This is a genomic window from Ideonella sp. (assembly GCF_044358605.1).
Lineage (GTDB): Bacteria > Pseudomonadota > Gammaproteobacteria > Burkholderiales > Burkholderiaceae_C > Ideonella.
In genome coordinates this window covers 24,795-43,292 of record NZ_JBIKNQ010000045.1, presented here as the reverse complement: position 1 = coordinate 43,292, position 18,498 = coordinate 24,795, and the positions used below count along the sequence as shown (strand labels likewise).

Below are 18,498 nucleotides of genomic sequence, written 5' to 3'. Positions count from 1 at the left end.
AACGCGCCCTCAACCACCAGACCCCCATCGAGGCCCTGAAAAAATGGCACGCCTCACACCCCAAGCTCTTCACAAAACGTGTGAATGATCTCCCGGGGCTTGACAGTTAACCACAAACAAACCGTCACCAAAGGGAATAATGCGATACCCGTCCCCGGTACCGCTGAAATTCACCGATTTATCAATAATACTGGTGGCGGCCTGGAATTTAAAACTCAAAAACCATTTCACAGCCGTGACCGCCGCACCCGTGGCTGGTTCTTTATCCGTCCAGGCGCCGTTCACCTGCCACTGTATGGAGGTGTTGGCGGGCTTGCGCACCGAGCCCGCCACCCAGGTATGACCCGGTGGCAGGGTCAACACACCTTCGGTCTCAAAAGGGCTGTTGATGCGGGTGTTGAAGTAGGTGGTCCAGCGGACCACATCGAAGGGCTCGAGGTCGTAGGTGCTGTTGATGGCACTGGACGTGCTGGGGGCGATCACCTGCCCGCCGAGCTCCAAGTAGCTACCCAACTTCGAGGTCACCTGGCTCTGTGCCACCGCCCAAGCGATGAGGCCAAAGGTGGCCACGCCCCCCCAGCCAACGCAGTACGTTGATTATCTTTTTTCTTGACTGCGCCATGTACAACCTCAGATCAAACCCGCACACCCAAGTGCAATATTTGAATTATTCCAAGGGGCTGTCGTGAGCGGTTAACGGCGCAAGACCGGATGCGGCACTATTTGACAAATAGACCAGATCACTCCAATACTCTTATTGACGTGCGAATTTGGTTGATTTTTGTTTTATCTCTTGGCGAAGAGAGTTTTGCAACCTTGCCCTTATTGATCGTTCGATCATTCAGCCCAAAGACTCAACGCCGCAGCGATTGGCTCTCGTTGGCGCGACGTAACAGGGCAAGTGCGTTGTACGTTCAAGCCGCACGCAGGCTCTGCAGTTTGTACAACATGCCGCCCATCATCCCTTCAACCGGAAATCGGCTGATACGCACCGCATTGCCTTGGTTGCCGCCCAGCACGTTCACCTGCTCGCCCCCCTGAGCAAAGCCCATAAAGATGCCCACATGGCCACCATCCACCCCCAGGCCGGTGCGCCGGAACACGGCAATGTGCCCGGGCTTGGCGTCCTTATATGCCACGGTATTGCGCCATTGCGTCCACGAGCGCGCCCAAGCCGTGTTGGTGCCGTCCAGGCCCACCTGTTCCACGCACCAGTTCATGAAGCAAGAGCACCAAGCAGTTTCATCGCGTGAGGACGCAATCCCCTTCAGGTCGTCCACGCTGGCCAGATACTCTTGGATGCGCGGGTGGTTTTCTGCCGGGCCAGGCATCTCGCGCACCCCAATCTCCCTCATGGCCACCTCCAACCACAACGAATGGGGCGCCGCGCCTGTGGGCATCAGGTACTTAAGGCTGCACCAGCCCGCCCGGCCGTCGTCGGCCTTCACCTTCGCCCAGGTGCCAGAGTCATCCAACTCCAGCACCTCCAGCGTCTGGCCCTGATTCAGCAGACCCAGGCTTTCATGGGCGGTGCCCGCCTGCTGGCGCAAGTGCAGCAAAGCGGCCTTGACGATGGTGGTGGGGTAGCTCACAGCAGTCTCCTCAAGTATCTTGGAATGACCGCACTCTGCCCGGCGTGCGGGCGGCGCGCATCCCATGTCTTGAGGAGGCTGCGAGGGCGTGTCAGTTGGTCACTGTCCCCACACACGGCCCAAAGCCGATGGCCACCGCGCCCTCGCGCTGGCAGCGGCCGCGCAGCGTGATGCTGTCGCCGTCTTGCAAGAAGACACGGGTTTCGCCGTTGGGCAGGCTGAGAGCCTGCTTGCCGCCTTGGGTCAGCTCCAGCAGGGAGCCGCCTTGTTCAGGCTTGGGGCCGCTTTGGGTGCCCGAGCCCAGCAGGTCGCCGGGCTGCAGGTTGCAGCCGTTGCTGCTGTGGTGGGTCAGCATCTGCGCCACCGTCCAGTAGGCGTCGGCGAAGTTGCTTTGCATCAGGCGGTGCGGCGCTTGGCTCGCTTTTCGCATTGCCGCTGTTTGCAGGTGAACTTCCAGCTCGATTTGCAGACCGCCTTGGGCGCGGTTGGCGGGGCTGTCCAAGTAGGGCAGCGGCTGCGGGTCAGTCGCCGGGTGCTCAAAAGCGGCGCGGAAGGGAGCAAGGGCTTCTTGCGTGACGATCCACGGCGAGATGGTGGATGCGAAGTTCTTGGCCAAGAAGGGGCCCAAGGGCTGATATTCCCAGGCTTGCACATCGCGGGCCGACCAGTCGTTGAGCAGCACCATGCCAAACCAGTCGCCTTCGGCCTGCGCCATGCTCATGGGCTCACCCAGGGCGTTACCGGCGCCGACAAACACGCCCACTTCCAGCTCGTAGTCCAAGCGCTTGCAGGGGCCGAAGCTGGGCAGCTCGGCATCCGGGGCTTTGGTTTGGCCCAAGGGGCGGCGGAATGTTTGGCCGCTGACGCCAATGGAGGACACCCGGCCGTGATAGCCGATGGGCACCCACTTGTAGTTGGGCAGCAAGGGGTTGTCCGGGCGGAAGAGCTTGCCCACCGTGGTGGCGTGGTGAATGCCGGTGTAGAAGTCGGTGTAGTCGCCGATCTGGCAGGGCAGCGTCATCTCGGCTTGGTCTTGCGCCAGCAGCACCTGGGCCGCAGCGGCCTGCAGGGCTCGGGCGTTGGCCGACCCGGTTTGCGTGGGGTCACGCAGAGCGTCAAACAAAGCGGCTCGCAGGGCCTTGCGGGCCACCGGGCCTTGGGCCATGAAGCGGTTCAGGTCGCCCTGGGCCAAGGGGTGCAACAGGGTCTGGATGTCGGTGGGCCAGCGGCCGAGTTGAGCGGCGGCTTTGAGGTCGAGGATCTGGTCGCCAATGGCGATGCCAATGCGCCAGTCTTGTTGGCTGCCCGCACGCCTAAAGCGCCCGTAGGGCAAGTTTTGCAGCGGAAAGTCGGTGGTGCCGGTGTTGGCAGAGGCCACCCAAGCGGTGGCGGCGGTGTCGTGGGTGTGGTCGATCATGAGAGAGTCTGCGTTCAATCCAGCTTGATGTTGGCGGCCTTGATGACTTCGCCCCACTTGGCCTGCTCGCGCTGCCAGTAGGCTTTCATCTGCTCTGGCGTGCCGCCCAGGCTCTCCAAACCCAGCACTTGGAAGCGGGCCTTCACTGTGGTGTGTGCCAGAGCCTCTTGCAAAGCCTTGTTGAGTTGGGCCACCACTGGCGCGGGTGTGCCGGTGGGCACCACCAGGCCTTGCCAGGCATAGGCCTCGAAACCCTTGAGACCTTGCTCGTCCAGCGTGGGGATGTCGGCAAAGGTTTTGATGCGGGCGGGGCTGGCCACGCCCACGGCGCGCAGCTTGCCGGACAGGATGTGCGGGTAGGCCGCAGCGGTGTCCAAGAACATGAAGGGCACTTGGCCGCCGATCACGTCTTGCACGGCAGGCGCCGCGCCCCGGTAAGGCACATGGCCTGCGGCAATGCCGGTCTTCTCGCGCAGCAGGGCCATGGCCAGGTGGTGCGGGCTGCCGGTGCCGGGCGAGGCGTAGTTCAGCGTGGGCTGGTTGGCGGCCCAGAGGCGAAACTCTTTCCAGTTCTTGGCGGGCACGTTCTGTGGGTTGACCACCAGCAAGAGCGGGAAGCGGGCGATCAGGCCCACCGGCGCCAAGTCTTTCTCGGCGTTGTAGCTGAGCTTGCTGAAGAGCCAGGGGTTGGCGGCCAGGGTGCCGGTGTCAGCCGTCAGCATCACATGCCCGTCGGCCTTGGACTTGGCCACATAGTCCGCACCGATATTGGTGCCCGCACCCGGCTTGTTGTTGATGATGACGGTCTGGCCCAAGCTCTTGGCCATCTGCTCGCCCACGGTGCGGGCCACCACGTCAGAGCCACCACCGGCGGGGTAAGGCACGACCCACTCGACGGGCTTGTCGGGGTAGGCCCAGGCGGCGGTGGTGCACAGCGCCAGCAGCGCGGCGCCCAAGGTGGTGCGGCGGGAAACAACAGTCATCGAAAACTCCTTGTGGGATGGGTTGGGGCTCAAACAGCGAGGGTGTTGCTGCGAGCCAGGTGAACGGCTTGGTCCAGCACGGCACGGTCCCCGACCTGATTGGCCAGGATCAGCACCAGCTTGGCGAGAAAGAGGTCGGCCTGATCATCGCTCATGCCACGCTGGGCATGGATGAGGCTTTCATAGAAGCCATCGACCTGCGGGATGTTGGGTTGGCGGTTCAGGGTGGCGGTCATCAGTGGGCTCCTTTTGCGCCGCCGACAGCGCGCTGCAGGGCGGCTTGCACGGCCGCCGCATCAAACTGCCGCCAGCGGGCAGCCACGTGTTGGTCAGGGCGGATGAGGTAGACCGTGCCGGGCTGGGCGTCGTAGCGGGCTGCGAGAACACCCTGCGGGTCTTGCACGTCGGTGCCTACGCGCAACACGCGCACAGGGATGCGAAAGTTCAGCGGCTCGGGCAAATCGCCAAACACCAGCACGGCAAAGGGTGAGTCGCCCTCCCCCAGCACATCCAGCAGCCAAGCGGCTTGGCCGTGGCGCATCAGCGGTGCATCGGCACAGACGGTACCGGGCTGCATCAGGCCCGCAAAGGTGTCGGTATCTGGCGTGTTGAGGGGGCTGTCCAGATAAGGCGTGGGCAGAGAGAGGCGACCGCTGTTGACCATGGGCCGCGCAAAGGGCTCGGTGCGGGCCAGCTCCAACACGGCGTTGCGCAGGCGCAGCGAGGCGCGGCTCTTGGGCGTGATGAAGTCGGTCGAGCGGGTGGAGTTGGCGATGTTGTCGTCGGCCGCCAGCGAGCGCTCATGGTGATAGCTGTCCAAGAGTGACTTGGGCGCTTGGCCACTCACCACCAACTGTAGTTTCCAGGCCAGGTTGTCGCTGTCTTGCACGCCGGAGTTGGCACCGCGTGCGCCGAAGGGCGAGACCTGGTGCGCAGCGTCGCCCGCAAACAGCACGCGGCCATGGCGGAATTGGTCCATGCGGCGGCAAGCGAACTGGTAAACGGACACCCACTCCAGCTCAAAGTCCACGTTCTCACCCAGCATGGCTTTGATGCGGGGCAGCACGTTCTCGGGCTTTTTCTCTTCCACAGGGTCGGCGTCGCGCCCGAGTTGGAAGTCGATGCGCCAGACCTTATCGGCCTGCTTGTGCAGCAGCACCGACTGGCCCCGGTGAAAAGGCGGGTCGAACCAGAACCAGCGCTCGGGCTCCGTGCTCAAACGTTGGGCTCCCGAGGCCTCATTGACGGGCTGGGTGCTGGGATCCATCACCACATCCGCAATCAAGAAGCGGTCGTTGAAGACTTGGCCGCTGAAGTCGGCGCCCAGCATGCGGCGGGTGTCGCTGTTGGCACCGTCGCAGGCCACGACCCAGTCGGCCAGCATGTCAAAGCGGCCGTCGGGGGTTTCCACGGTCAGGCGCGCATGCGGATCGTCTCCGCCCACTTGCTCCAGGCCCACCACCTTGTGCTTCCAGTTCAAGGTGACATGCTCGTCGGCCTCACAAGCCGCCACCAAGGTCTCTTCCAGGTAGTACTGTTGCAGGTTGACCATGGCCGGCATGTGGTGGTGTTGCTCAGGCAAGAGGTCGAACTGATAGGCCAGGGTGTCGCCGTAGAAGACCTTGCCGATCTGCCAGCGCACACCGCGTTGCAGCAGCGGGCCATCAACGCCTAAGCGGCGCCAGATCTCCAGCGGGCGCTTGGCATAGCAAACGGCGCGCGAGCCGATGCTGACGGTGTTGTTGTCGTCCAGCAGTTGCACGGCCAAGCCACGCCGGGCGGCGTCCAACGCCAAGCTCAAGCCCACCGGCCCACCACCGATCACCACCACCCCAAAGCGTGGCGTCTGGCCCAGGCGCTGGGCCTCACTTTGGCGGTAAAGAAACTCGGCGTAGGAATAGGTCTTCAGCATGGGCTTGTCCGTGGGTCAGGCTGCGGTGCTGTGGTTGAACTCTTTGTCGTGCATCCAGGCGGCGTGCTTGGGGGCTTGCTTGGTTTGGGCCCATTCGTTGAGCATGTCCCATTTGCAGGCGTCGAGCTTGGCGTACATCTCGGGCGTGCCCACATCGGCCGCCAACTCCAGGCGGTGGCCGTTGGGGTCGAAGAAGTAGATGCTCTTGAAGATGGTGTGGTCGGTCAGGCCGATCACCTCAATGCCCGAGGCCTCCAGCCGCGCCTTGATCTCTTCGAGCTTTTGCACGCTCTCGACCTTGAACGCAATGTGCTGCACCCAAGCCGGGGTGTTGTCGTCGCGGCCCATCGGGGCTTGAGTGGGCAGTTCAAAAAACGCCAGCACATTGCCCGCACCGGCATCCAAGAAGACGTGCATGTACGGGTCTGGCGCCTTGGTGGACGGCACTTGGTTCTCCGCAATGGCCAGCACAAAGTCCATGCCCAGGTGTTTGACATACCACTCGACGGTGGCCTTGGCATCTTTGCAGCGGTAGGCCACGTGGTGGATGCGTTGAATGCTCATGGGGTTCTCCAAAAATGCCTCTCGTGAAGGCGTTCTGACTCGTCTGAATTCCTCTGTGTCTCTGTGCCTCTGTGGCGGTATTCAGAGCCTCACCCTTCCAGGGCCTGCCACATCTCAATGTCGCGCTGGGCCGTCCAGATGCGCGGGTCGGCAATGCCGCTGGCCTCGTCATAGGCACGGGTCACGTCAAAAGGCATGCAGTGGTTAAAGATGACCCAGTGGCCATAGCGGGGCTTCAGGCGCGCAAAGGTTTCTTCATAGACGGCGCGCAGGGGCTTGCCTTCGGCCGCACCGGCTTTGACGCTGGCGAACAGCTCACTGACAAAGGCTTGAGTGCCCTCTAAACCGGCCCGGACCTGGGCCTCGCCGCTCAGCGCAGCGCCCCGGCCGGGCACCAGCTTTTCAGGCTTCAGCGCTGCGATGTTGGCCAAGGTTTGAGGCCAGTCTTGGAAGTAGGCATCACCGGCATAAGGCGTGGCGTCAAACTCCACCAGGTCGCCCGAGAACAGCACTTTTTCTTGGGGCAGCCAGGCCACGGTGTCGCCCTTGGTGTGGCCGCGGCCCAGTTGCAGCAGTTGCACTTCGAGTTGGCCCAGCCACAGCGTCATCTTGCCGCTGAAGGTGATGGTGGGCCAGGTCATGCCCGGGGGCACGGACTCCACGTTTTGGAACAAGCGCGGGAAGCGGCCGATCTCGCTGGCTTTGTCTTGCTCGCCGCGCTCGACGATCAGGTCGCGCGTGTCTTGGCTGGCGATGATGTGCTCCAGGCCTTCGGCGCGGTAGCCCTCAGCCCCCAGCACGCGCACGGCGTGGTAGTGGGACATCAGCACGTACTTGATGGGCTTGTCGGTGACCTCGCGGATGCGGCGCACCACGTCTTGGGCCATGGCGGGGGTGGCCTGGGTGTCGATGACCATGACCGCATCGTCGCCAATGATGATGCCGGTGTTGGGGTCGCCCTCGGCGGTGTAAGCCCAGGCGTGCTCGGAGAGCTGCACAAAGCTGACTTTCTTTTCTTCCAGGTCGGCGTGAGAGGCAAAGGTCTTGGTGGTGGTCATGGCGGCAGCGGGGTGAGTGAGAAGCAGCGCGCTGAATTCATCTAAAGCAAATCAATTCAGCAGGAGCGAACGGGCTTGATCTTAATCAGCTTGTTCGATAATGTCTAATCAATTACGTTTAGTAAAAATACCTATGCCCTCCTCTTCCGCCCAGGACCACCCGCACGATGACAGCGCAGAGCGCGGCCCACGTGGCATCCAGAGCATTGAAGTCGGCGGGCAGTTGTTGCTGGCCCTGGCCCACCACGGCCGCCCGCTGCCGCTCAAAGACTTGGCCCGCGAGGCCGGCATGAGCCCAGCCAAAGCCCACCCTTATTTGGTGAGCTTTCAGAAGATTGGGCTGGTGGAGCAAGAGGCCGAGGGTGGCCGCTATGGCTTAGGGCCACTGGCGCTGCAGATGGGCCTGATCGGCCTGCAACAGTACGACCCGGTGCGGCTGGCCACACCCCTGATTGAAGAGCTGGCCTTTGAGACAGGCCTGACCGTGGCCATTGCGGTGTGGGGCAACCGTGGGCCAACGCTGGTGCGCATTGCCGAAGCCCCCAGCCCCGTGCATGTGAGCATGCGCCACGGTACGGTGATGAGCCTGCGCGACACGGCCTCCGGGCGCTTGTTTGCCGCCTGGCTGCCGCAGGCGCAGTGGCAACCCTTGCTGGCCTTGGAGGCTGAGCCGGTGTCTGCCAAGGACTTGGTGCCCATCTTGGCGGCCGTGCGGGCCGAAGGGCTGGCCCGGGTCGATGGCACTGCCGTGCCCGGTGTCAGCGCCATCGCCGTGCCCGTGCGCGACGGCAGCGGCCAGGTGGTGTTGGCGCTCACGGCCATTGGGCCGAGTGCCAAGGTGGACTTGGGGTTAGACAGGCCCCTGGTGGGTTTGTTGCGGGCGCAGGCCGCCAGCTTGTCGCAGCGCCTGGGCTACCGCGCCGACCAGGCGACCAAGGCCTGATCGACCGCGCCTAAGGCCGTCAGCACAGGGTCTAGCAGTTGGGCTAGGGCCTCGGCGCTCAGTGGCGCGGCAAGCGCCTGTTCCAAGTTCGAGACATGGTGCTCCAACTCAGTCAGCCCCAGATTGCCACTCACGCCTTTCAGGCGATGGGCAGCAGCTTTGAGCTCCGGAACCCCAGCCTCGGCGGCTTGGCGCAGGTCGCTGGGCCAGCGTTGCACCTGGGCTGCGAACATCACCAAGACTTTGCGCAGCACGGCCTCTTGGCCGCCACAACGGGCCAGTGCGCCCGTGCGGTCAAAGGCCGGAAGATCGGGCCAGTTGGTGGGGGGCACAGTCGGTGTGGGTGCAGGCGGCTGTGTAGGCGGAGTGAACCGCTGCACCGGCGACGGTGTGGGTGTGTTGCGTGCCACGGGAGGCAACAATGCGTCTTGGCCCGAGCGATGACGGCGCGGCAGGTGCTCGCCCAGCACTTGGGCCAATTCGCCCAAGTCCACAGGCTTGGTGATGTGGGCCACCATGCCCGCCTCCAAGCACTTGCGGCGCTGGTCTTCCAGGGCGTGGGCAGTCAGGGCGATGACGGGCATATCTGGCAGGCCATCGTGCAGCAGGCGGGTAGCTTCAAAGCCATCCATGCCCGGCATCTGCAGGTCCATCAGCACCGCGTCAAAGGCATCAGGCTGGGCTCGCAAACGGGCCACCGCCGCCTCACCACTGGGGGCGCCTGTGGCGCTGGCACCGCATTCACGCAACATGGCCAAGATGATGGTGCGATTGATCTCTACATCGTCGACCACCAATAGGCGCAGGCCTTCCAGCGCACCCGCGGTGGCCGCCGCCGCCACAACTTTGGGCGGTGTTGGCGCCACCAGCGGCCGCAGAGGTACCCGCAGCGTGAAGCAAGAGCCGGACTGGCTCTCACTTTGCACCACGATGTCGCCGTCCATTAACTCGGCCAAACGGCGGCTGATCGATAGCCCCAAGCCCGTGCCGCCATAGAGACGGGTCGTGGAGCTGTCCGCCTGCTCAAAGGGGTCGAAGATGCGTGCCAAATGCTCGGGCGCAATGCCGACGCCCGTGTCGCTGACTGAGAGGCAAAGCGTTTGGTCCTGGGCGCGCGCCTCCAAAGACACGCGCCCTTGCGGCGTGAACTTCACCGCATTGGACAAGAGGTTGACCAAGACTTGGCTGACGCGCAAGCCGTCCAAGCGCAGCCACGCAGGCACTTGCGCGTCGATGTCTATGCTCAGGGCCAAACCTTTGGCGCGCGCCCGCTCAGCCACCATATCGGCCGCATCTTCCAGCAGCACGGCCAACTCGCAGGGCTCGTCGCACACCTCCAACTTGCCGCTGTCGAGCTTGGAGTAATCCAAGATGTCATTGATGACCCCGAGCAGCAAGCGCCCCGAACGCAGAATGCGTTCGTAATCTGCGTGCTCAGGCGTCTCTACTGCAGTGCGCCGCACCCCGAGCTGGGCAATGCCGAGCACTGCATTCAGGGGCGTGCGAATCTCATGGCTCATATTGGCCAAGAACTCGCTCTTGGCTTGAGCCAGGCGCTCTGCCTCCTCTTTGGCCAGTGCCAGCTCGCGCTGCAAGGTCTTGAGCGAGGTCACATCCGTGCCCAGGTTCAGCACCGCAAAGGGTTGGCGATCAGCGCCCAGCAAGGGCACCGAGGTGATCAGGTAATCCAGGGGCCGCCCGGAAGGGTCGGGGATCACCCGCTCAAAGGTCTGCTCGCCCTCGCCGCCCAGCACCTTGCCGTCCCAATGGCGCATATCGGCCATCATGGCCGGTGGCAGGAAGTCACCTGCAGGACGCCCCAGCACGCGCTCACGGGCCAAGCCGATGGCCGTCTCAAAGCGCTTGTTGACCAAGGTGTAGCGTCCTTCTCGGTCGCGTATCGACAGCGTGATGGGCAAGGCCTCAATCACGTCTTCCATGCGTTTTTGTTCGCGCAGCAGTTGCTGGGTTCGGTCTTGCACCAGCGCCTCAAGCTGCTGCTGTTGATTGCGCAAAGCCGCTTCAGCGTTGACCCGCGCGGTAATGTCGTGGCCGAAACACACCACGCTGGGCACTTCGCCCAGCAGCATGTTGTCCAGCTTCATGTCCCACCAGATGTCCATGCCCTGCACGTCGTGGGTCTTCCAGGTGAACTGCCGTGGGCCTTCGTCCCGCGTCAAATTGACCAAGCGCATGGACTCCTCTGGCGTGTAAGGAGGCTCCGGGTACATCAGTCGGACATCAAAATCGTCCAAACTCTTGCAGCCGTGACGCTCTAAGACCTGGGCGTTGGCATAGCGGATGTTCCCGCTGTCCCTATCCAAGATCAACACCGCATTGAGCGAGTTATCGAGCAGCGCCCGCATGCGCGCCTCACTCAGTGCCAACTGCCGTGACGCGGATTGCTCGGCATGAAGAGTGGCTTCCAGCAGGCGTTTGGAGTTGTCCAGAGAGCCGATCATCTGCATGAACTGGCTGCCATAACGCGACACCATCCAGCCCACACAAAGGCAGGCGGTGATGTGGACGGCCCCGTAACCGGCCATGCGCTGGGGGTCCAGTTGGGCCATGCCTCCGGTATGCCCCAGGATGCTGGCCACCCACAGGGCCAGCAAATAGCTCACCGCAGCCAGGGTCAACCAACGGGCCATGTGAGGCCCGACCAAGAAGCCACCAATGGCAATCAAGGCCGAAAACGCCGTGAGGCTGGTGGAGGCCATGCCCCAGTCCATGGTCCAGGCGTAGACCATCAGAACCGCCATGGCTGACCAGCACAAGAAGAGCGCCCCGGCTGCCGCAGACCGGTAGCGTGCCAAGCCAGCGGAAACCGCTGCGATGCCCACCACTGCGAGGCAGGCCACCAAACGGCTGCTGCGGTCGTCCGGGCTGGCGCTAGGGTGGGTGAAGATGAACAGCAATTGAACGACGGCGGCCAGCACTGGCAAGCCCAGCACCAGCCCTGCAATGCGCATGATCGACCGATCCAGGCGCGATTTCAGCGCCTGGAGGCCATCGACCCCGGACGCTGCAGCGTCCTCTACGCGGGAGGTGGTCGACTCCTGATCGCTGATGCTCACACGTACTGCCCCAACTTCTGAACAATGCGTTGCAGATAATCTTGCAACTCTCGCCCCTGATCTAGTGCCTTGAGCACGTCTTCGCCGTGCTCTCGGATGATGCCGCTGACTTGGTCTTCTTGCGAGGCCGTTAACCCCAAGTGCAGAAAACTGGCCTCAACCTGCTCATTCAGGCGTTGCGCCAGTTGCTGCACTTCCATGCGCTGTGCATGGCTGCGTGCTTGGATGTCGGTCAGGGCATCTCGGGTCATGGTAACGAGTTTGCGGATTTCGTCCAGATCCCGTGCAGTGGCCCCGGCATCCAGCGCCGTGACCAGCGACAAGGCGCCCTCCACCAATAACGCAATGTTATCGATGGCGCGGCCCATGCGTTCAGATTCTGCGCGGTCCATGCTGCCTTCAGGGCGGTTCATGGCCAAATTGCGGACGAACACCAACACTTCACCGTAGACAAAGCCTGTGTGCGGACCGAGTGCATGAATGCCGCGGCTTTGGGTTTGCAGGTGGTCCAGCAATGTGGCCTCCAGCGCGGTGCACTCGCCCCTCGCATTCAGGTTGACAACCCGCTGGCGGCCACGTACCCGCACGCAGCCATCCCAGGCCCAGCGCGCCAGCGCCGCCAAGATCGCCTGAGCCAGAGCCGCGTGGCTCTTGCATTGATTGGCATCGCGCTGAAACTCCAGCACGACGCCTGCTTCGCCCATCATGTCGGCGGTGGAGAGCACCGCATTCATGGCCTCATCCAGCTGCCCGCTCAGCTCGCGGCGCGTGGCATGCTGCTGTAGCACCCGTACGATCTTGGCGCTCAGCTCGGCCGGGTCAAAGGGTTTGGCGAGATAGTCATCGCCCCCCACGCGATAGCCCTGAAGGCGCTCGTCGATGCTGGTACGCGCCGAGTGAAAGATCACCGGCACATCGGCCGTCTCCTTCAGGCGACGGCACACCTCATAGCCGTCGATGCCAGGCATCTCGACATCCAAAAGCACCAAGTCCACCGCTTGGGTGGTGGTCAGCGCCAAGGCACGCTCACCATCGGTGGCGTGAAGGATCTCGTAGTCCTGCTCCAGTGTCGCGGTGAGCATGTGCAAAGTCAGCTCATCGTCGTCCACCAGCAGAATGCGCGAGCGGTTTTCCATGTTTTAGGCTCCCTCTTAAACAAGAGCCCTGGCACTCAACCCATTGACGGTGGGCTGAGCGACACACCAGACGATAGGCGTGCCACCCCTTCTGTGCTGAAGGCTCACCGGGATATCGGCGAGCTTTCTTTGTTTCTTGAAAAACCTCTCGAATCAGGGGGCCACCCGATGACATCCCGTCACAGGGTCAGCGGGGCCATCAGCCCCGCTTAGGCCTCAGGCCGTCGCGCCGCCCTGGGTTTGGGTGAGTTGGCGCTCGATCAGGGCCGTCATATTGGCCATGGAGATCAGGTGTGCATGCAGCACGCCGGCCAGGCCTGAGCGGTGCAACTCCAGCGCTTCAGCGTCGCTCAGTTTGTTGAAACGCTCTTCGTCCAGCGCCAAGAAGCCATCCACCCGCAGGGGGGAGCCGTCCGGCAAGGTGGCGTCAAAGCGCTTCTCTTGCAGCAGCTTGAGCTCCATCAAGCGCTGGCCGGCAAAGCGGGTGCGCTCGACCTCAGCCTCCACGCGCTCGACAAAATCGCGCGCGTTGTTCAGCAGTTCGGTAGGCTCGCCCTGCTCGTCGAACAAAGCGCGGCCTTCGGTCTGGGACCAGCCATCAAAGCTCTGATCAATGCACACGGCCATTTGGTCTTCACTGACCCGCGCCATGGTGAAGGGGTAAGCACGCATCAGCGCTGGGGTGTAGCGGGCTGTCCAGCGCGTATCGGCGCCCTCGCCTGCCAAGAACAGGTTTTGGCCCTGCTTCAAGCCGAACACCGCCACAGGCGCCACCAACTCATTGCCCTTTTCATCCTTGCCCGCGCGCAGGAAGAAGATGGGGAATTCTTTGGCTGCATCACCAAACTCGGCCAGCGTCACAAACATCGAGTTTAGCTGCTTGACGCGGGTCAGGCTGTTGGCGCGCTCGCTGAGCTTGAGCGTGCGGTGGCCCACGCGGTCCAGTGCGATGGGTTGTGTATGCAGTTCTGGATTGATCATTCGTCGTCGTCCTCAGGGGTGGTTCTGGTGGCCAAGACCTTGTCCACGCGTTTGCCGTCGAGGTCCACGACCTCGAAGCGCCACACGCCCCACTCCACCGCGTCGGTGGTTTGGGGCAAGCGGCCCAGCAGCAGCATGATCATGCCGGCCAAAGTGTTGTATCGCCCTCGGTCTTCTTCGGGCAACTCTTTGATATTGAGCCGATCCTTCAGCTCGGGGACCGGAATCATGCCATCGACCAGCCAACTGCCGTCGGCGCGCTGCACCGCCCAGGCGTCTTCGTCGGTGTCGGTGCCAAATTCGCCGGTGATGGCTTCCAGCACATCGCGCACCGTGATCACGCCCTGCACGGCACCATATTCATCCACTACAAACACCAACTCTGCGCCCGAGGTGCGGAAGTGCTCCAATAGTTCCATGCCCGACAGGGTCTCGGGCACAAAGACCGGGGCTTGCAGGTGGTCCGCCAGCTTGACCGTCTGGCCACTGGCCATGGGCCGCAACAGGCTGTGCGCGGCCACCACCCCGATGACATCGTCCAGACCACCGCGACACACCGGGTAGCGTGAGTGCTCGTCCTCGGCCACGACGGTCAGCATCTCTTCCACAGTCGCCTCGGCATCCAACCAAGCGATCTCCGCGCGGGGAATCATCATGGAGCCGATCTGGCGGTCGTCCAGACGGAACACGTTGCGCACCATCTGATGCTCTTGGGCTTCAATGACCCCGGCGTCCAGGCCTTCTTCCAGGCTGGCGGCGATCTCTTCTTCAGTCACGCTGCGATTGCCACCCGCCTTGATGCCCAGCAAGCGCAACATGCCTTCGGTGCAAGCGGCCAGCACAAACACCAAGGGGCGGGTCAGGGCAGACAACCATTGCATGGGCGGCGCCACCAAGCGCGCCACCGTCTCGGGGTGCATTTGGCCCAGGCGCTTGGGCACCAGTTCACCAAAGATGATGCTGAGCACGGTAATGACCATCACCACCAAGGCGGTGGCAGATAGATCTGCCACATGAACGGTTGCCTGCAAAGTGGCCTGCAACCACTCAGAGACAGTGTCCTTAAACGCCGCCTCACCGACGATGCCGTTCAGCATCGTGATGGTGGTGATGCCAATCTGCACCGTGGAGAGAAACTTGGTCGGGTTGTCATGCAACTCGATGGCCGCACGGGCACCGTGCTCTCCGGACTCCAACATCACCTGAAGCCGCGCTTTGCGGCTGGCCGACAGGGCCATTTCAGACATGGCAAACACGCCATTGAGCAGAATCAGGAAGACTAAAAGCAGTATGTCCATGCGCAGCAGCGCCTGTTACCAGCGCCGCAAATGTGTCGAAACGGGGTGCGAGCGTAGCAGAATCGCACGATGCACTACTTTGTTGGCGATCTCCAGGGCTGTTGTGATGCGTTTGAACAGCTGCTGGCGACCTTGGATTTTTCTCCCTCTCGCGACCACGTTCATGTCTTGGGCGATCTGGTCAACCGCGGCCCAGCCTCCCTGCAAGTGCTGCAAAAGCTGCAGCGCTTGGGCGCCAGTGCCACCTGGCTTTTAGGCAACCACGACCTGAGCCTGCTGGCCGTGGCCGCGGGTGTGCGAAAGCCCGGCCGCAAGGACACGCTGGATGACATCCTGAACCACCCTCAGCGCGAGGCCTGGCTAGACTGGTTGGTGCAGAGAGGCCGTTTGGCCGACTGGACCCAAGGCTGGCTCACCGTACACGCGGGCGTCAACCCGGCTTGGACGACTGAGCAAACCTTGGCCCTGGCCGCCGAGGTCGAAGCCGTGTTGCGCGGCCCTGGTCGGGCCGACTTTTTGGCGCAGATGTTCGGTAACGAGCCGCCACTCTGGAAGCCCAGCCTGACCGGCGTGCCGCGCTGGCGCTTCATCGTCAACACGCTGACGCGCATGCGTTTTTGCAACGCCGAGGGCCGCATGGAGTTCGACACCAAAGAGGGCGCCGACCAAGCGCCCGAGGGCTACAAGCCTTGGTTCGAGCATGCTCAGCGCGCCACGGCGGGCCAGCCCATCGCCTTCGGCCATTGGTCCACCTTGGGCCTAATGAACCGCCCCGACCTGCTGGCCCTGGACACCGGCTGCGTTTGGGGGGGCCAGTTGACCGCCGTTCGGGTGGATGGCGGACGGCGCGAAGTGACCCAAGTGCAATGCGCCCAAGAACAAGCCCCAGGATGAGCCATAATGCGGCCCTTCTCTCCAGCCCGCCAGGGCTGCGACGAGACCCCAAGGAAGCGTGGCCGAGTGGTTTAAGGCTCTAGTCTTGAAAACTAGCGTAGGGGAAACCTTACCGTGAGTTCGAATCTCACCGCTTCCGCCAAACCCTGCCCGTTTTGACACGCTTCAGGGCGCGGCGCTGTAGATCAGCAGCCCCCACACCACCACATAAGCGCCAGCGGCAGCCATGAGCAAGCCACCGGGATGAGGCGCGCTGCGTCGCACCAACATCCAGCCCAGCCAAGGGAAAAGCTGCTGGGCATGCACCCCCAGGAAGTGCGCCGGCCGCGCATCGGCCTGCCCCCAATGCCAGCCCACCAGGGGCCAACCCATGCCAGCCGGTGGTTGTTGCGCGCCCAAGATGAAGCCGCTCGCGGTGGCCAGCACAAAGGTCAGCGCCAAGCCCAGCACGGCAGCCTGCACCAGGGTACCGCTGCCCAGGCCACAGTGGCGCAGCAGCATCCAAGCCAGCACGGCTTGGGTGGCCGTCAGCCCCACGGCGGCCAACGCCATCAAGCCGAACATCAGGGCATGGAAAGGCGTCGCCACGTTGTGGTGAGACCCTTGGCCCCATGCGGCCTGTAGGCTGATGTAGGCCACCTCGAAAGCGGACGTCAGCACAAGCGCCCAAGCCACAGCCCGCACAGATGACGAAGTACGAACGGCGCTCGGCAACAGACCCACGCACCATGCCGTCGTGGCCGCAAAAAGGGCTGTGGAGAGCATGAACTTCAAGGGCTTGGCCCAGATCGCCACCTCGCGGTAGATGCGCTCATCCGCCCATAGCAACACGGTGGTGGGCAAGGCCAGCAGCAGCATGAAGAGCGCATATCGAGTCAGCAGCGGCTGATTGATCAACAGGTCTTGGTAAAGCCTGCGCACGGCCAAGGGCAAGTCACTGGCGAGAGGGGACAGATGAGGCACGTCGCGCTTCCAATGTTGACAGTGTCAACTAGGATGCACTAAAGTTGTAGACACTGTCAACTTCGTTGTGGCAACAGCTTTCTGCGCTGCGGCCACCTCTCCATGAGCAAGACATCGTCGCCCACCACCTCGCTCAGGGAGGCCTGCGTACTCGCCGCACGCGAGGTGATCGCAGAAAGCGGGGTCGAAGGCCTGAGCATGCGCGATGTGGCCCGAACCTTGGGCATCTCCCACCAAGCCCCTTATCGCCACTTTGAAAGCCGTGATCACCTGCTGGCCGAAGTCATGCGCCGGTGTTTCGCCGACTTTGCGGCATACCTTGGCGTGCAGACCTCCGGGCAAGAAGGTGATGCCAAGCTGGAGGCCATGGGCCATGCTTACTTGGATTACGCCCAGCACAAGCCATTGGAATATCGATTGATGTTCGGCACGCCCTGGCCCGAGCCCGCCCAGCACCCTGAGCTGGTTGAGCACGCGGTTCGCGCCTTTAACCTGCTGCGCGACACCCTCCGCGCCCTGCCCGGCGCCCAGCATCAGCCCTCTGGCCATGCGGACCATCAAGCCATGTTCATTTGGTCGGCCCTGCACGGCATGGCCAGCATCAGCCAGGCCCATGTCATGCAACACCTGCAACTTGCGCCCGGGGTAGAAGTCGGTCTGCGTGCCGACCTGATGGCGCGCATGGCCTTGGGCTTGGGATACAACAGCCGAAGCACAGGTGAATGAGCACGCATGGCCTGCGCTTGCTGGGCGCCCTGCTGATCAGCCTCACTTTGGGCGCCTGTTCAGCCTTCAACTACACCGAAGCGGACAGCCCCCTGGCGCAGCCTTCGGTTCCGGCGCTCACGCCTCGGCCCAAAGTCGCCTTGGTGCTCGGTAGTGGAGGTCCAAGAGGCTATGCCCACATCGGCGTGCTTAAGGTCTTGGAGGAGGCCTGCCTGGACATTGACCTGATGGTGGGCTCCAGCGTGGGCTCGCTCATCGGCGCCTTTTGGGCTTGGGGCCACGACGCCCCAGCCTTGGAGGCCATTGCTCGCAGCGGCGGCCCCTTGACGCTGTTTGATGTGTCTCCCTTTGCGGACCGAGGCTGGATTCACGGCCAACGCCTGCAAGACTTTGTAAACCAGCGACTCGGCGATGCCAGCCTGGAGCAATTGCCGCGTCGCTTGATTGTGGTGGCAACGCGCCGAGCGGACAAGCAGCCCGTTTTCTTCAGCCAAGGCAATGCAGGCGTTGCTGTGCGCGCGTCGAGCGCAGTGCCAGGCGTGTTGTCGCCCGTTGGCATTCAGGGTGAGGAGTACGAGGACGCGGACGAATCTCTGCCCGTGGCCGTGTTGGCCGCTCGCCAAGCGGGTGCCCAATTTGTCATCGCCGTCGATGTGTCGGCACGGGCGGGCAAAGCGCCGGCAGACACTCCTGCAGCCCAACTTGCCAGAGATGCCAAGCGCCGCGCTCGCATTGACCCAGAAACCCAACAGGCAGACTTTCTGATTCACCCTGATATGGACTACGCAGCCGCGCCCAGTGAGCGCTACTTCAAGCAAGCGCAAGTGGCCGGCGAAGTCAGCGCGAGGGCATTGCTGCCAGGCTTGCTGGCACGTCTCCAGCAAGCTCAACTGAGCCCAACCTCCTCAGCGTGTCGGCCCTCTTCCCCGCGCTCCTGATTTTCCCGGCCCCACC

Annotated in this window: 17 protein-coding genes and 1 tRNA gene; 5 read left to right on the top strand and 13 right to left on the bottom strand. The window is 63.0% G+C overall.

Going from position 1 to position 18,498, the window contains the following annotated elements; all coding sequences use genetic code 11:
• Positions 1 to 69 precede the first annotated feature (69 nt).
• From ACIQ3Q_RS15695 to ACIQ3Q_RS15660, 8 genes are all read right to left on the bottom strand, one after another.
• Entirely contained in the window at positions 70 to 570 is a 501-nt protein-coding gene (locus tag ACIQ3Q_RS15695; protein WP_396270109.1) for a hypothetical protein, read from the bottom strand.
• 344 nt (positions 571 to 914) lie between these two features.
• Entirely contained in the window at positions 915 to 1,592 is a 678-nt protein-coding gene (locus ACIQ3Q_RS15690) for a TIGR02594 family protein (RefSeq protein ID WP_396270108.1), read from the bottom strand.
• Between the two features lie 91 nt (positions 1,593 to 1,683).
• Positions 1,684 to 3,009, bottom strand: coding sequence for a fumarylacetoacetase (gene fahA / locus ACIQ3Q_RS15685; RefSeq protein ID WP_396270107.1), 1,326 nt, complete (start codon positions 3,007 to 3,009; stop codon positions 1,684 to 1,686).
• 14 nt (positions 3,010 to 3,023) lie between these two features.
• A complete protein-coding gene (locus tag ACIQ3Q_RS15680; protein WP_396270106.1) occupies positions 3,024 to 3,992 on the bottom strand; it encodes a Bug family tripartite tricarboxylate transporter substrate binding protein in 969 nt (322 codons plus the stop codon).
• A gap of 29 nt (positions 3,993 to 4,021) precedes the next feature.
• The gene (locus tag ACIQ3Q_RS15675) at positions 4,022 to 4,228 is read right to left on the bottom strand and encodes a DUF2783 domain-containing protein (RefSeq protein WP_396270105.1); all 207 of its coding nucleotides are present in this window, start codon (positions 4,226 to 4,228) and stop codon (positions 4,022 to 4,024) included.
• Entirely contained in the window at positions 4,228 to 5,904 is a 1,677-nt protein-coding gene (locus ACIQ3Q_RS15670; RefSeq protein WP_396270104.1) for an FAD-dependent oxidoreductase, read from the bottom strand. The genes ACIQ3Q_RS15675 and ACIQ3Q_RS15670 overlap by 1 nt, the downstream gene beginning before the upstream one ends.
• Positions 5,905 to 5,919: 15 nt before the next feature.
• Complete coding sequence (locus ACIQ3Q_RS15665; RefSeq protein ID WP_396270103.1) at positions 5,920 to 6,468, bottom strand: VOC family protein; 549 nt, start codon at positions 6,466 to 6,468, stop codon at positions 5,920 to 5,922.
• 89 nt (positions 6,469 to 6,557) lie between these two features.
• Positions 6,558 to 7,526, bottom strand: a complete 969-nt coding sequence (locus tag ACIQ3Q_RS15660) for an MBL fold metallo-hydrolase (protein ID WP_396270102.1) — start codon at positions 7,524 to 7,526, stop codon at positions 6,558 to 6,560.
• Positions 7,527 to 7,659: 133 nt separating this feature from the next.
• Here ACIQ3Q_RS15660 and ACIQ3Q_RS15655 point away from each other — a divergent pair, with 133 nt between their 5' ends.
• The gene (locus tag ACIQ3Q_RS15655) at positions 7,660 to 8,469 is read left to right on the top strand and encodes an IclR family transcriptional regulator (RefSeq protein WP_396270101.1); all 810 of its coding nucleotides are present in this window, start codon (positions 7,660 to 7,662) and stop codon (positions 8,467 to 8,469) included.
• Here the strand turns inward: ACIQ3Q_RS15655 and ACIQ3Q_RS15650 are convergent.
• From ACIQ3Q_RS15650 to ACIQ3Q_RS15635, 4 genes are all read right to left on the bottom strand, one after another.
• The gene (locus tag ACIQ3Q_RS15650) at positions 8,439 to 11,546 is read right to left on the bottom strand and encodes an ATP-binding protein (RefSeq protein WP_396270100.1); all 3,108 of its coding nucleotides are present in this window, start codon (positions 11,544 to 11,546) and stop codon (positions 8,439 to 8,441) included. The two genes, ACIQ3Q_RS15655 and ACIQ3Q_RS15650, sit on opposite strands and share 31 nt — an antisense overlap.
• Entirely contained in the window at positions 11,543 to 12,682 is a 1,140-nt protein-coding gene (locus ACIQ3Q_RS15645; protein WP_396270099.1) for a PleD family two-component system response regulator, read from the bottom strand. The genes ACIQ3Q_RS15650 and ACIQ3Q_RS15645 overlap by 4 nt, the downstream gene beginning before the upstream one ends.
• Before the next feature lie 216 nt (positions 12,683 to 12,898).
• A complete protein-coding gene (locus ACIQ3Q_RS15640) occupies positions 12,899 to 13,663 on the bottom strand; it encodes a SapC family protein (protein ID WP_396270097.1) in 765 nt (254 codons plus the stop codon).
• Positions 13,660 to 14,961 carry a hemolysin family protein gene (locus ACIQ3Q_RS15635; protein ID WP_396270096.1) on the bottom strand — a complete coding sequence of 434 codons (1,302 nt, stop codon included), beginning with the start codon at positions 14,959 to 14,961 and terminating at the stop codon, positions 13,660 to 13,662. The genes ACIQ3Q_RS15640 and ACIQ3Q_RS15635 overlap by 4 nt, the downstream gene beginning before the upstream one ends.
• A 69-nt stretch (positions 14,962 to 15,030) precedes the next feature.
• On the opposite strand from ACIQ3Q_RS15635, the gene ACIQ3Q_RS15630 reads away from it, so the two are divergent.
• Together ACIQ3Q_RS15630 and ACIQ3Q_RS15625 are read left to right on the top strand one after the other, a co-directional pair.
• Positions 15,031 to 15,855 carry a symmetrical bis(5'-nucleosyl)-tetraphosphatase gene (locus tag ACIQ3Q_RS15630; RefSeq protein WP_396270095.1) on the top strand — a complete coding sequence of 275 codons (825 nt, stop codon included), beginning with the start codon at positions 15,031 to 15,033 and terminating at the stop codon, positions 15,853 to 15,855.
• A gap of 52 nt (positions 15,856 to 15,907) precedes the next feature.
• Positions 15,908 to 15,997 (top strand) — tRNA-Ser (locus ACIQ3Q_RS15625).
• 23 nt (positions 15,998 to 16,020) lie between these two features.
• On the opposite strand, the gene ACIQ3Q_RS15620 is transcribed toward ACIQ3Q_RS15625, so the two are convergent.
• The gene (locus tag ACIQ3Q_RS15620) at positions 16,021 to 16,818 is read right to left on the bottom strand and encodes a hypothetical protein (RefSeq protein WP_396270094.1); all 798 of its coding nucleotides are present in this window, start codon (positions 16,816 to 16,818) and stop codon (positions 16,021 to 16,023) included.
• A 102-nt stretch (positions 16,819 to 16,920) separates the two neighbouring features.
• Between ACIQ3Q_RS15620 and ACIQ3Q_RS15615 the strand changes: the two genes are divergently transcribed.
• Entirely contained in the window at positions 16,921 to 17,544 is a 624-nt protein-coding gene (locus tag ACIQ3Q_RS15615; protein WP_396270093.1) for a TetR/AcrR family transcriptional regulator, read from the top strand.
• Entirely contained in the window at positions 17,541 to 18,482 is a 942-nt protein-coding gene (locus tag ACIQ3Q_RS15610; RefSeq protein ID WP_396270092.1) for a patatin-like phospholipase family protein, read from the top strand. Before ACIQ3Q_RS15615 ends, ACIQ3Q_RS15610 begins: the two co-directional genes overlap by 4 nt.
• The last annotated feature ends 16 nt before the right edge of the window (positions 18,483 to 18,498 follow it).

Excerpts from the sequence above, each read along its gene's own strand:
- fahA (WP_396270107.1), bottom strand. The coding sequence starts at position 3,009 with ATGATCGACCACACCCACGACACCGCCGCCACCGCTTGGGTGGCCTCT.
- ACIQ3Q_RS15680 (WP_396270106.1), bottom strand. The coding sequence starts at position 3,992 with ATGACTGTTGTTTCCCGCCGCACCACCTTGGGCGCCGCGCTGCTGGCG.
- ACIQ3Q_RS15675 (WP_396270105.1), bottom strand. The coding sequence starts at position 4,228 with ATGACCGCCACCCTGAACCGCCAACCCAACATCCCGCAGGTCGATGGC.
- ACIQ3Q_RS15670 (WP_396270104.1), bottom strand. The coding sequence starts at position 5,904 with ATGCTGAAGACCTATTCCTACGCCGAGTTTCTTTACCGCCAAAGTGAG.
- ACIQ3Q_RS15665 (WP_396270103.1), bottom strand. The coding sequence starts at position 6,468 with ATGAGCATTCAACGCATCCACCACGTGGCCTACCGCTGCAAAGATGCC.
- ACIQ3Q_RS15660 (WP_396270102.1), bottom strand. The coding sequence starts at position 7,526 with ATGACCACCACCAAGACCTTTGCCTCTCACGCCGACCTGGAAGAAAAG.
- ACIQ3Q_RS15655 (WP_396270101.1), top strand. The coding sequence starts at position 7,660 with ATGCCCTCCTCTTCCGCCCAGGACCACCCGCACGATGACAGCGCAGAG.
- ACIQ3Q_RS15645 (WP_396270099.1), bottom strand. The coding sequence starts at position 12,682 with ATGGAAAACCGCTCGCGCATTCTGCTGGTGGACGACGATGAGCTGACT.
- ACIQ3Q_RS15640 (WP_396270097.1), bottom strand. The coding sequence starts at position 13,663 with ATGATCAATCCAGAACTGCATACACAACCCATCGCACTGGACCGCGTG.
- ACIQ3Q_RS15635 (WP_396270096.1), bottom strand. The coding sequence starts at position 14,961 with ATGGACATACTGCTTTTAGTCTTCCTGATTCTGCTCAATGGCGTGTTT.
- ACIQ3Q_RS15630 (WP_396270095.1), top strand. The coding sequence starts at position 15,031 with ATGCACTACTTTGTTGGCGATCTCCAGGGCTGTTGTGATGCGTTTGAA.
- ACIQ3Q_RS15615 (WP_396270093.1), top strand. The coding sequence starts at position 16,921 with ATGAGCAAGACATCGTCGCCCACCACCTCGCTCAGGGAGGCCTGCGTA.
- ACIQ3Q_RS15610 (WP_396270092.1), top strand. The coding sequence starts at position 17,541 with ATGAGCACGCATGGCCTGCGCTTGCTGGGCGCCCTGCTGATCAGCCTC.